We start from the raw sequence: 12,741 nt of genomic DNA, 5'->3' as shown, positions 1-12,741 counted from the left end.
TCTTATACTATTAATGCGATATTACAAACTTTTAAAATAGAAATACAAAGGCATTGCTGCAAACGCAAGCGGGACAAGAACCCCAAATACCCAAATGCCAAGTCCTTTAATAAATCCAATGTATCTTCTGTGGTTGAAGCCTAGCGTTTGGAACGCGGATTGGAATCCGTGAATCAAGTGGAAAGCTAGGGCCGCCATTGCAATCACATAAAACAATACAATAAATGGATTTTGGAAAGTATATGCTACTTGTTTGTATAAATCTTTTGTTTGAATTGTCTCAACGCCGTTGTTTACATAGGTTTTGTAACCATCGTAGTTGCTAGGAATGTTGTCTGAAGCTATGATCTCGCGGTTTCCAGTTGCTAATTCAGTGTGGTATTCTACATAAGGAGTAGTGCCAAACTTGTACTGAAACCAGAAATTTTGCATGTGAGTCGCTAAGAAAACTAAAACGATTGTTCCTAGGATACCCATATTTCTTGAGTTCCATTTGCTGTTTACGTTACCACTACCTTTGTCATAACCAATCGGTCGAGCAGCTTTGTTCTTCATGGTTAAAATTAACGCATAAACAGCGTGGATGATAATAGATGCGTAAAGTAAGTAGGAAACTACTTTAATAGGGGTGAAATGCGTCATGAAGTACGCATAATTGTTGAATGCATAGCCTTCGTCATCTTTAAATAACTGTAAGTTACCAATCAAGTGAACTAATAAGAACGAACATAAAAATAGTCCGGTTAAGCTCATGATGAGTTTCTTTCCCAGTGAAGAAGTCAATAGTGGCTTTGATTTACTACTCATTATCCTTTTTTTTATAAATTTTATCCTGCAAAAATATCTAAATCATTTATAAAAATGACTTTAAATCCATTAAAAAGCTTTAATTTAGAATTGTTCTAAATTTTTTAGGTTACGCTATCGAGCTTTAGAAAGAATACATCTCTCTAAAAGTTCTCTTTGTTGTTTTACAATATATGCTTTCAACCATACGGACTTTGGAATTTCAATCCGATATGAATCTTCAGTTATTATATAAAAATTGGTCGAGGTGTTTTGCAAAAACATCTCGACCAATCCGTCTTTAATATTAAATGTGTTGATTAAATCTTGAATAAACGGTAGCCTAGACCAATACTCCACATGTTGATTTTTTGAGCTTCATTACTTCCTTTCGCCATATCGTTGAGGCCTAATTCATACCGAAGATCCACGCGTAAACTAGATATGTCCACTCCGGCACCAAATGCCCATGATGTAGAGCTTTTCTTGTATTCTGAAAACTTCAGCGCATTCGTTAATTTGTCACCATTGTCATTGGTAATAAAAGAGAATACGGGGCCTGTCTGTATTCTCGCGCCAATAGGGCCTAAGCCAAAACGCTTACCTAATAAAACAGGAATATCCACACTTGTGAATTTAAGGTCATCCACATTGTCTTTGTTAATCTTTACATTTTTTCCAGTGATGTAGATCTCAGGTTGTACGTGAAACCCCAATACACCGATACGAGAATAAAGACCGGCTTGGTAACCTGCTTTGCTGTCTGAATCAAAGTAAGTGTCATTTTTTAACTTAGAATAGTTTAATGCTCCTTTTAGTCCGATTTCGAAACTTGGCAACACTTGCGCTTGTGCTATTGATGCTCCACTTAGGAACAAAAGTAATGCTGGTAAAATTTTTTTCATCATTGATTTATTTATGTAGATTTGTTTAATATAGTTTAAAACGCGTTTTGCACAGTTTGTATACGCTGTAAATATACGCAATTTTAATACCACATTATGAGCAATCTCAAAATTAAAGAACAAGACTGGCAAATTGCTAAGATAAAATTGAGTCGGAAATACAACCAGCTGACGGAAGAGGATTTGTCCTATAAAGAAGGAGAGGAAGACTTATTGATCGAACGATTGGCTAAGCGATTGAAACGTACGAAAGATTATGTTGTGTTTACTATTGGAAAGCAGGTTGAAGACCTTTCAAGCAATAGAGTGTAATGAGTGTAAATGAAGATATTAGTTGGTCTGACTTTGAACGGGTAGACTTGAGAGTTGGAACAATTTTAGAAGCGAATGATTTTCCAGAGGCCAGGAGACCAGCGTATCAGTTATTGATTGACTTTGGTTCGGAAATCGGTTTACGTAAATCGAGTGCACAGATTACGAAGTTATATACTAAGGAGGAGTTGGTCGGGCGACAGATTGTGGCTGTTGTTAATTTCCCGCGTAAGCAGATTGGGAAATTTATGTCTGAATGCTTGGTGACAGGTTTGGCGGACGAAAATGGTGATATTGTTTTGACAGCGGTAGAACGTAAGGTGCCAAATGGTGCCCGATTGATATAGTATGCGGATTTATAATTTTGAAGAAACGTTGCCACAGGAAAAGCTAGATGAGCTCTATATGAAGGAAGCGTTTAGTTTAGCGGAGCAAGCTTTTAGAGAGGATGAGGTGCCGATAGGGGCAGTTATCGTTGCACAAAATAAAATAATAGGTAAGGGATATAACCTTACAGAACGGTTGAATGATGTGACTGCGCATGCTGAAATGCAGGCACTCACAGCGGCTGCTAATTTTTTGGGAGGCAAGTATCTCAAGGACTGTACACTATATGTGACGGTAGAACCTTGTGTGATGTGTGCTGGTGCATCGTATTGGACACAAGTGTCACGCATTGTTTACGGGGCAGTGGATGAAAAGAGAGGATATACGGTGGTCGCCCCGAATATACTACACCCTAAAACACAGATTATAGGTGGAGTGTTGGAGGAACAATGTGGTGCTTTGATGAAGACCTTTTTTCGCTCAAAACGATAAAATGGCATTATTATGAAACATTAGCAGAAGTGTTTTGTTATATTCGTAGTATTAAAATAACAGTTGATAATTTTATTAAAATAAGTAACTATGGCATTTGAATTAGAAGCGTTACCATACGCAAACGACGCATTGGAACCTCATATTGATAAAGAAACAATGGAGATTCATCATGACCGCCACCACCAAGCATATGTTGATAATTTAAACAAAGCTATTGCTGGTACTGACGCGGAAAATGCTTCGTTGGAAGATATCTTAAAGAACATCAGTAAGTATTCTCCTGCTGTCCGTAACAACGGCGGTGGGCATTATAACCACAAGTTGTTTTGGTCTGTATTAGGTGCTAATGCCGGAGGCGAGCCTACAGGTGAATTGGCAGAGGCGATCAATGGTGCTTTTGGTTCTTTCGATGAGTTGAAGAAAAAATTACAAGAAGCAGGAGCAACACGCTTTGGTTCGGGATGGTCTTGGTTGATCGTTGGTGCTGATGGTAAACTAGCTGTTACTTCAACTCCAAATCAAGATAACCCATTGATGGATGTGGCTGAAGTTAAAGGAACGCCTATCTTCGGTATCGACGTTTGGGAGCACGCTTATTACTTGAAATATCAAAATAAACGCCCTGCCTATCTAGATGCCGTTTTCAATGTTGTAAATTGGGATGCTGTAGCAAAGAACTATGCAGCAGCTAAATAAGCATAGATTATAACGATTTTAAAAGGCGACATGGAATTACCATTGTCGCCTTTTTAATCTTTATTCAGTAGGAGATATTGGATGAGAGACAGATGTTGTAGGGGAGAAGTGCTGTTTGTTGGAAAACGTGAAAAAAATAGGAAGGATTTAATAAGATAGGGTGTTTATGAAACCGATTCAGTTTACAGTCTCTGTATATGGTGAAGGTGTGTTTGCTGTTATGGAAGATAAGAAAGAGAATTTTTATAATTACTACCATCGCCATGACGAAGCACAGATAACGTATATCTTAAAGGGTAAGGGGACTATTATGGTGGGTAATATTATGCAGTCTTTTCAGTCTGGTGATATTTTTGTTTTGAAGCCCAACGAGCCACACATGTTTGATCGGGATATGGAGGATGAGGAGGAGATTGGAGATATACATGCTATTCATATATTTGTGAACTTGGAGCGGATGAAGAAGCTTTACCATATCCCTGATTTCGAGTTGGTTAAAGATTATTTATTAGAGTTAGATACCAGTAAGCGGCTTGATAGGTCTGTTTCCGAATCAATGATGCATTATTTTACCAATTTAATGGTGAAGACATCAATGCCTCGTTTTACGGAGTTCCTTTCCTTGCTCTATGCGCTGGCAATCCATCGACATGATGTTTCTTCCCTTTATTCTGGAGTTCGGAATGTGACTTACTCGGATAAGGACGGAGCGCGAATCAGTCAGGTGTATAAGTATACTTTCGATCATTATAATGAGGATATCACGGTCGAGCAAGTAGCATCTATCGTGCATATGACACCTACTTCCTTCTGCAAGTTTTTTAAGAGGCATACCACCAAAACATATATTAGTTTTTTGAATGAGGTGCGGATAGAAAAAGCTTGTCAAATTTTGATTGACAATAAATCGGAACATATTGCAGAAGCCGCTTTTCAATCAGGGTTCAATAATGTGGTGCATTTCAACCGTGTTTTTAAATCCATTACCAAGATGTCGCCACGTAAATATATAGCTCAGCATAGTGTGGATATCTAACAAAAATTGTATTGACGATTAGTGTTGATGTGAGTGTGAGTTTATTTATGTTGTTGGTGTAGAGGTCTTTGTTTTGTATTTTTGTGTCTGGTTGATATGACTGTTATTTGTTGTCGGGGCAGAATATGTTTAATTATGGACAATCCAAGACTATAATGTAGCAGATATATTTTGTTATTTTACATAGATAAAAAATTAAAATTATGTTAAAGGGATTTTTTAATGTTCCGGCTCCAGTTAACGAACCGGTATACGCATACGCACCAGGTACGAAAGAGCGTGCATTGTTACGTCAGGCTATTCAAGATGCTAGAGGTCAGGAAATAGATGTTCCTATGTACATCGGTGGTAAGGAAGTACGTACGGAGAAAAAAGTCAAATTGACTCCTCCTCATGATCATAAGCATATTTTAGGATACTATTCTCAGGGTACTAAGGAGCATGTAGAAGAGGCTATTGAAGTCGCTTTGGCTGCTAAAGAAGATTGGGAAAACCTACCTTGGGAACAGCGTGCAGCGATTTTCCTAAAAGCGGCAGAGCTTATCTCTACTAAATATCGTTATAAACTGAATGCTGCAACAATGTTGGGGCAGTCAAAGAATCCATACCAAGCAGAGATCGATTCAGCTTGTGAGATTGTAGACTTTTTACGTTTTAATGTAAAATACATGTCTGAGATCTATCAGCAACAACCTCCAGCTAATAGTAAAGGAGTATGGAATCGTGTAGAGCAACGCCCATTAGAAGGGTTTGTGTTTGCATTGACACCGTTCAACTTTACAGCAATCGCAGGTAATCTACCTACATCAGTAGCGATGATGGGAAATGTTGTAGTTTGGAAGCCATCTAACACACAAATTTATTCTGCCAACGTATTAATGCAAATCTTTAAAGAAGCTGGCCTTCCTGATGGGGTTATTAACTTGGTATATGTTTCTGGTCCTGACGCTGGAGATGTAATCTTCAAACACCCGGATTTTGCAGGTATTCACTTCACAGGATCTACAGGCGTTTTCCAAGATATTTGGAAAACTATAGGAGAGAATATCCATAGATACAAAACTTATCCACGTATTGTCGGTGAGACTGGTGGTAAAGATTTTATCGTAGCGCATCCTTCAGCTGATTTGGACGTGCTGAATACGGCATTGGTTCGTGGTGCGTTTGAATTCCAAGGACAAAAATGTTCGGCCGCTTCTAGAGCATATGTGCCTCAATCGCTTTGGAACGATTTGAAAGGGCTAATGGAAAGAGATATAAAATCATTTAAGATTGGTGGAACGGAAGATTTTAGCAATTTCATCAACGCTGTAATTGACGAGAAATCTTTTGATAAAATCACAAGTTATATTGACAGAGCAAAAGCTTCGGCAGATGCTGAAGTTGTCATCGGTGGAACATATGATAAGTCAACAGGATATTTCATTCATCCAACTGTTATAGTTGCGAAAACCCCAGATTATGAAACGTTGTCTGAAGAATTGTTTGGTCCTGTGTTGACAGTTTATGTCTATGAGGATAGTAAATGGTCAGAGATGTTGGGCTTGGTTGATAGAACCTCAATTTACGCATTGACAGGGGCTATCATATCGCAAGATCGCTATGCAATTGACGAGGCTACGTATGCGTTACGTAATGCAGCAGGTAACTTCTATATTAATGATAAGTGTACTGGAGCGGTGGTTGGACAGCAACCATTTGGTGGAGCGAGAGGCTCGGGTACAAATGATAAAGCTGGATCAATGATTAATTTATTGCGTTGGGTTTCACCTCGCACAATTAAAGAGACTTTTACTCCAGATACGGATTATAGATATCCATTTTTATCAGAAGAGCAATAAGAAGCTTAATAATATTAAAAAAAGCACGGTATAATCACCGTGCTTTTTTGATTTCGGAAATCTATTGTTTTAGGAAGCTAGGTGCTTTGCTCAGGATAATAGTTGTCATAATGTATAGCTGTGAAAAACAGGGTAATGTTGCCGTTGGAAGTAATGATTAAATAAAATGGGCCTTTTATTTCTAAAAGGCCCAGATTTTACTATTTTTCACTGTGGATTATTCCGCCATTAGCGCAGACTGGTCTAATGCTTCTCCGGTTACTTCTGCACGAATCTTTGTCTCTAATTCATCCATCAAATCAGGATTATCGAGTAGTAAATTTTTTACTGCATCACGTCCCTGACCTAATTTTGTATCACCATAACTAAACCATGAACCTGATTTTTTGATGATGTTATATTCAACTCCTAAGTCGATAATCTCACCAACTTTAGAAATTCCTTCTCCAAACATAATGTCAAACTCTGCGATACGGAAAGGAGGAGCTACTTTGTTTTTAACAATTTTTACTTTTACACGGTTTCCAGAAACTTCATCAGAATCTTTAATCTGAGAAGTACGTCTGATATCTAAACGAACGGATGAATAGAATTTAAGGGCATTACCTCCAGTCGTCGTTTCAGGATTACCAAACATAACACCTATTTTTTCCCGTAATTGGTTAATGAAAATACAGCAACAGTTTGTCTTTGCGATGGTTCCGGTCAACTTACGTAATGCTTGAGACATTAGACGGGCTTGAAGTCCCATTTTTGAGTCTCCCATCTCACCTTCAATTTCTGCTTTAGGTACTAAGGCCGCAACAGAGTCAATAACGATAACGTCTATAGCTCCTGAGCGTATCAAGTTTTCTGCAATTTCTAAAGCTTGCTCTCCATTGTCAGGTTGAGAAATGAGTAGGTTTTCTACATCAACACCTAATTTTTGAGCATAGTATTTGTCAAAAGCATGTTCCGCATCAATAATAGCAGCTATTCCACCTTTTTTTTGAGCTTCGGCTACGATATGAGTGGCTAAGGTAGTTTTACCAGAAGATTCTGGACCATAAATTTCTATGATACGGCCTTTGGGAACCCCACCAATACCTAAGGCGATATCCAATCCCAATGAACCAGTCGATATCGCCTCAAGAGGCTCAACTGCTGAATCACCTAGTTTCATGATAGTACCTTTGCCGTAAGATTTTTCTAACTTATCTAGGGCCAGCTGTAATGCTTTTAATTTTTCTCCGTTGCTCATGTTTTTAGTATTGATGTGTCAAATATATAACCTTTATTTCTTATTATCAAATTTTTTACTAATATTATTAGTCTTTGGTGTTTTTGAGAATAGTTGTGTTTAATTAGTTGGATTGTTTTGTTATAAGCTCCGCTTTTCGGCTTTTTTCAAAATACTTGCAGAAATAAGTAATAGGACACTGCTCGCATTTGGGAGATCGGGCCAGGCAAATATATCTACCATGCAGAATGAGCCAGTGATGTGCTACCGCAATAGTTTCTTCTGGAAGGTATTTAACCAGTTGTTTTTCCACAGCTAGTGGAGTGGTAGCATTGCTCGTCAATCCAAGTCTGTTACTCACCCTAAATACATGAGTATCTACAGCCATGGCTGGATTGTTGTAGACAACTGACGAAATAACATTTGCTGTCTTTCTGCCCACTCCAGGAAGCTTTATAAGATCTTCTACTTTTTCTGGAACAACACCGTTAAAGTCATCCTGTAGTTTTTGGGCCATTCCGACCAAGTGCTTTGCTTTATTGTTGGGGTAGCTTACGGAACGTATATAGGTGAATACTTCGTCCTGAGAACTCGCTGCAAGCGATTCTGCGTCGGGGAAGCGTTCAAATAGCGCTGGCGTAACTTGGTTGATGCGCTTGTCGGTACATTGCGCCGATAGAATCACAGCAACTAAAAGCTCATAGGGATTGCTATAATGAAGCTCAGTTTCTGCATTGGGATTATGTGTCGAGAAGTACTCTACAAAGGCTTTGTAACGGTCTTTTTTTAACATAAACAAAGATAATCATTTGTGGGGTACTCTTAAAATAACAGAGTCTCTAAACTTTTAGAGACTCTGTTGTTACTTGCTTACAAATGATTTAGAGTAAGAAAGAATATTGTCTATGACACGCTGTGTTGGTTCTTTTGCTAGACTTTGAATACCTTGTTTGATATTTGTTTCAAAGGTGGCGTCTATATCTGTCATAGATTCTTTTAAATCGCTTTTGTAAGCTTCTTCATAAATTGTAGTAGAATTTTCAACCATAAGCCTCTTATTTATTGTTGTTTAGTAGTTAAACGCAAAATAAGAATTATTATTATAGAAAATTTAACATTTTTTTACTTTTTGTTTGAAGTTTGCTTATTAGCCTCTACAATAGCATTGTAGGCATTTGCGATTCCTCCACTTACAGAGATTTCATCGAGATATACCTTTTTGCTAGAGCCTTCTTGCTTTACTTTTACTTTTTGATCTACTTTTACGACAGACTTAAGTATGATATTTTTTACTTGCAGAGCTGTAAGCTCAGGGTAATAAGAGCGTAGAATCGCTGCTAGGCCAGATACCACTGGCGCTGCCATACTCGTTCCTTGTAGTTCCTTATACTGATTTTCAGGCATGGTAGAATTGATTGCTACACCTGGAGCAAAGACATCCACAGACTTGTAACCATAGTTTGAGAAATCGGCTAACAGATCGCTGTCTAATTTCCATGAAGTAGCTCCTACAGTAATCCAGGCTTTGGCTTCCCCTGTAATCGCATTTACACTGTCTGTATAATATTTCGTTGGATAATTTGGTGTAATATCAATGTTTTTGCCATCATTTCCTGCAGCATGGACTAATAGTACATCTTTGTCCATAGCGTATCGGATAGCTTCATCCACCGTTTTTTTATTATAGTAATAGCCTTTTCCAAAACTCATGTTGATGACTTTTGCGCCATTATCTACGGCATATCTGATACTGTTAGCGACGTCTTTATCTCTTTCATCTCCATTTGGTACAGCACGGATAGACATAATCTCTACATTGTCGGCAACACCATTGATACCGATGTTATTGTTTCTCTTAGCACCTATTATACCAGCAACATGGGTTCCATGTTCAGCATCTGGACCTTTGACATCTGGGTTGCCATAATTGCGTTCGCTGGCATCATCATAATGGTCACCGATGATAGATCTGGAATCATAGTCTTTATTGAGGTGGTATTTGACTTGTGCACCGAAGTAATCGGTCGCTTCCTCAATTTCTTTGTAGAATTTTTCGAATCCGCCAGATTCTACTTCTTTTTTTGCAATTCGGATCGCGAGTTTTTGTTGGTCATTCTCAGCTTTGAAGTTATCAAGGTCCTCTTTTTTGACATCTTTTGCTTCTTTGCCCATTGCAGCAAGAATTTTCTCTATGCTTTGTTTGAGACGACCATAATTTACATCTCCAAATTGGGCTTCATCCATTTTGGTGGTGTAATCCGAAATCATTTTTTGATAAGCAACAAACTCTCTTCGTTCAGCTTCAGAAAGTTGGGTGGTAGGTAATACAGAGATATATTTAGGTTCATACTTACGGATCAATCTAGTGACTTCGAGATTGTCATAGTTGACGTTTTCCCCGTTCGCATTTCCAAGAAAATTCCATCCGTATTTGTCATCTATATAGCCATTGCCGTCGTCATCTTTGCCATTAACACCTGTTTCTTTTTTATTGATCCACAGTACCTCTTTAAGGTCTTCATGGTTAATATCTACACCACCATCAATCACAGCAACAATCACAGGAGTCGATTTACGTCCCTTAAGTAGTTCATATGCTTTTTCGGTACTGATTCCCATGATGCCGTCCGATTTGTAATCTAGATTGTACCAGTTTGCTGGAGCTTTATCTTTCTTGTCTTGTGAAAAGCCTGAGTAAGGAAGTATGCTTATCCCCAATAAGGCGATAAATAGTTTTGTATTACGCATAATTTAATTTTTGTTTCAACTGCAAATATAATGCTAGGTATGCTGTCAAAATAGTTAAATGTATGTAAAATAGGTATTGTAACTTAATAATTGCAGAGATTTCGTATTTTTAAAACCGTTTTCAGTTTAAAACTTCGGTATATGAGAAGGAAAATAGGTAATTATATAATAATATTAAGTATGATAACAGGTTCTTGCGGATCTCAGGGAGAGAAAGTTAAAAATGTTAGTTGGCCCGATATCCAAGCGCCCGTTGCAGCAATTAAGCCTTATACGAGAATTGTTCATGGAGATACGGTAGTCGATAATTATTACTGGTTGAATGATTATTTCAAAAAAGGTCCAGACTCGGCATCTGTGATAGATTATTTGCAGGAGGAGAATGTGTATACGGCAGCTATGTTGAAAAGCACGGAACCTCTTCAGATGAAACTGTATAATGAGATGAAGGCACGGGTCAAGGAGAAGGATGAATCTGTCCCCTATTTAGAAAATGGTTATTATTATTACCGACGTACGGACGAAGGAAGACAGTACTTTAAGTTTTGTCGTAAGAAAGGCGGATTGGACGGAACCGAGGAGGTTTTGTTGGATGTAGACGAAATGGCAAAAGGAATGGCTTATTACGCTGTATCTGGGCTAGAAGTAAGTCCTGATAATAGATATCTCGCTTACGGTGTGGATACGGTGTCTCGACGTGAGTATGTGATTCACATTAAAGACCTTCAAACAGGAGAGGTAATGAAGGACCGTATTATGCAGACGACAGGAGGTGGTGTCTGGGCAGCCGATAGTAAAACACTTTTTTACACTCACAAGAATCCAGTGACGTTATTGTCGGAAAAAATCAAGAGACATGTAGTGGGAACAAGTAGTGCGATAGATGTAGAAGTGTACCATGAAAAGGACAATACAAATTATATAGGCGTTAGCAAGTCCAAAAACGGAAAATATATATTCATAGAGTCGGAGGGAACATTAAGTTCGGAGGTTAGATATCTGCGCGCAGAGCAACCAAACGAGGCGTTTCGTGTATTTCAAGCGAGACAGAACGATGTGTTATATAGCGTCACGGCGTTGGATGATCGTTTTTTAATAACGACCAATAAGAATGCTCAAAATTTTAAGGTTTTGAGTTGTGCTTTGGATGCTACAAATCAGGATAATTGGCAAGATTTTATACCGCACTGTGAAGATGTCCTGATTGAGGGAGTGGATGAATTTAAAGATTTTTTAGTAGTATCCGAACGTAAAAACGGGCTGACAAATCTGACTATACATGACCTGAAGAATAAGACTTCTTATCCGCTGGATTTTGGAGAGCCAACTTATACCGTACGGCCTAGCGTGAATGTAGAGTATAATACGGATGTTTTCCGTTACGGATATACTTCTTTGGTAACTCCGGCATCTACATTTGAATATAATATGCGCTCTAAGGAAAAAAGCTTACTTAAACAGCAAGAGGTATTAGGTGGATATAATAAGGATGAGTATGTGACTGAACGTACTTTTGCTAAAGTGAGAGATGGCGTATTGGTGCCGATATCATTGGTTTATAAAAAAGGAACGAAAAAAGATGGTTCGGCTCCACTCCACCTGTATGCATATGGTTCTTATGGAGCGTCTATGGACCCATCATTTAGTAGTGCACGTCTATCGCTTTTGAATAGGGGATTTATCTATGCTATCGCACATATTCGTGGTGGAGAAGAGATGGGACGACAATGGTATGAAGATGGTAAACTTCAAAAGAAGAAAAATACATTTACCGATTTTATCGATTGTGGAAAATATTTAATAGATAATAAGTATACCAGTAAAGGGCATCTTTATGCGGAGGGGGGAAGTGCCGGAGGTTTGTTGATGGGGGCAATCATAAACATGGCTCCTGATCTATGGAATGGTGTGATTGCTGCTGTCCCTTTTGTTGATGTAGTTACGACTATGTTGGATGAGACTATACCATTGACAACAAATGAGTACGATGAATGGGGAAATCCGAACGAAAAGGAGGCTTACGAATATATGAAGTCGTATTCTCCCTATGAGAATGTCGAGGCTAAGGAATATCCGAACTTGTTGGTGACTACAGGACTACACGATAGCCAAGTGCAGTATTTCGAACCCGCTAAGTGGGTCGCTCGCTTGAGAGCGCTGAAGAAAGGAAATCAGGTGGTTTTGCTTAAGACGGACATGGATTTTGGACATGGAGGCGCATCTGGTAGATTTGACTATCTTAAAGATCAGGCGTTAGAGTTTGCGTTTATCCTTAAATTGGAAGGTATAACCGAGTAACTGACTTTAAAGAAAGGGCATCAAATTTTAACGTTTGATGCCCTTTTTCTATAATCTCTCTGCTAGAAAGAATAGCAC

Annotated in this window: 13 protein-coding genes; 7 read left to right on the top strand and 6 right to left on the bottom strand. The window is 38.5% G+C overall.

The window, feature by feature from the left end:
• Nucleotides 1-21 precede the first annotated feature (21 nt).
• The gene (locus tag CLV99_RS00745; protein ID WP_133582578.1) at nt 22-807 is read right to left on the bottom strand and encodes a succinate dehydrogenase cytochrome b subunit; all 786 of its coding nucleotides are present in this window, start codon (nt 805-807) and stop codon (nt 22-24) included.
• A gap of 299 nt (nt 808-1,106) precedes the next feature.
• On the bottom strand, nt 1,107-1,694 hold the full coding sequence (locus tag CLV99_RS00740) for a porin family protein (protein ID WP_246032671.1): 588 nt from the start codon (nt 1,692-1,694) through the stop codon (nt 1,107-1,109).
• A 93-nt stretch (nt 1,695-1,787) separates the two neighbouring features.
• On the opposite strand from CLV99_RS00740, the gene CLV99_RS00735 reads away from it, so the two are divergent.
• The 6 genes from CLV99_RS00735 (at nt 1,788) to pruA (ending at nt 6,398) form a co-directional block, all read left to right on the top strand.
• A complete protein-coding gene (locus tag CLV99_RS00735) occupies nt 1,788-2,003 on the top strand; it encodes a hypothetical protein (RefSeq protein ID WP_133582577.1) in 216 nt (71 codons plus the stop codon).
• Nucleotides 2,003-2,350 (top strand): tRNA-binding protein, encoded by a 348-nt coding sequence (locus tag CLV99_RS00730; RefSeq protein ID WP_133582576.1) that lies wholly within the window; start codon nt 2,003-2,005, stop codon nt 2,348-2,350. Before CLV99_RS00735 ends, CLV99_RS00730 begins: the two co-directional genes overlap by 1 nt.
• 1 nt (nt 2,351) lies before the next feature.
• Nucleotides 2,352-2,822: a nucleoside deaminase gene (locus CLV99_RS00725; protein ID WP_133582575.1), complete on the top strand. Its 471-nt coding sequence runs from the start codon at nt 2,352-2,354 to the stop codon at nt 2,820-2,822.
• A gap of 90 nt (nt 2,823-2,912) precedes the next feature.
• Nucleotides 2,913-3,521, top strand: a complete 609-nt coding sequence (locus CLV99_RS00720) for a superoxide dismutase (RefSeq protein ID WP_133582574.1) — start codon at nt 2,913-2,915, stop codon at nt 3,519-3,521.
• A 166-nt stretch (nt 3,522-3,687) separates the two neighbouring features.
• Nucleotides 3,688-4,557, top strand: a complete 870-nt coding sequence (locus CLV99_RS00715; protein WP_133582573.1) for an AraC family transcriptional regulator — start codon at nt 3,688-3,690, stop codon at nt 4,555-4,557.
• A 203-nt stretch (nt 4,558-4,760) separates the two neighbouring features.
• Entirely contained in the window at nt 4,761-6,398 is a 1,638-nt protein-coding gene (pruA, locus tag CLV99_RS00710; protein WP_133582572.1) for an L-glutamate gamma-semialdehyde dehydrogenase, read from the top strand.
• Between the two features lie 217 nt (nt 6,399-6,615).
• Here the strand turns inward: pruA and recA are convergent, their stop codons facing one another.
• From recA to CLV99_RS00690, 4 genes are all read right to left on the bottom strand, one after another.
• Nucleotides 6,616-7,638 (bottom strand): recombinase RecA, encoded by a 1,023-nt coding sequence (gene recA, locus CLV99_RS00705; protein WP_133582571.1) that lies wholly within the window; start codon nt 7,636-7,638, stop codon nt 6,616-6,618.
• Nucleotides 7,639-7,741: 103 nt separating this feature from the next.
• Nucleotides 7,742-8,410: an endonuclease III gene (gene nth, locus CLV99_RS00700; protein ID WP_133582570.1), complete on the bottom strand. Its 669-nt coding sequence runs from the start codon at nt 8,408-8,410 to the stop codon at nt 7,742-7,744.
• A 69-nt stretch (nt 8,411-8,479) separates the two neighbouring features.
• Nucleotides 8,480-8,665, bottom strand: coding sequence for a hypothetical protein (locus tag CLV99_RS00695; protein WP_133582569.1), 186 nt, complete (start codon nt 8,663-8,665; stop codon nt 8,480-8,482).
• Between the two features lie 74 nt (nt 8,666-8,739).
• Nucleotides 8,740-10,365: a S8 family peptidase gene (locus tag CLV99_RS00690; protein ID WP_133582568.1), complete on the bottom strand. Its 1,626-nt coding sequence runs from the start codon at nt 10,363-10,365 to the stop codon at nt 8,740-8,742.
• Nucleotides 10,366-10,506: 141 nt separating this feature from the next.
• Here CLV99_RS00690 and CLV99_RS00685 point away from each other — a divergent pair, with 141 nt between their 5' ends.
• The gene (locus tag CLV99_RS00685; protein ID WP_133582567.1) at nt 10,507-12,663 is read left to right on the top strand and encodes a S9 family peptidase; all 2,157 of its coding nucleotides are present in this window, start codon (nt 10,507-10,509) and stop codon (nt 12,661-12,663) included.
• The last annotated feature ends 78 nt before the right edge of the window (nt 12,664-12,741 follow it).

This window comes from Sphingobacterium yanglingense, from assembly GCF_004363245.1.
GTDB classification, from domain to species: domain Bacteria; phylum Bacteroidota; class Bacteroidia; order Sphingobacteriales; family Sphingobacteriaceae; genus Sphingobacterium; species Sphingobacterium yanglingense.
The sequence above is the reverse complement of the archived record's forward strand: the minus strand, read 5'-3'. Positions and strand labels throughout refer to the sequence as shown.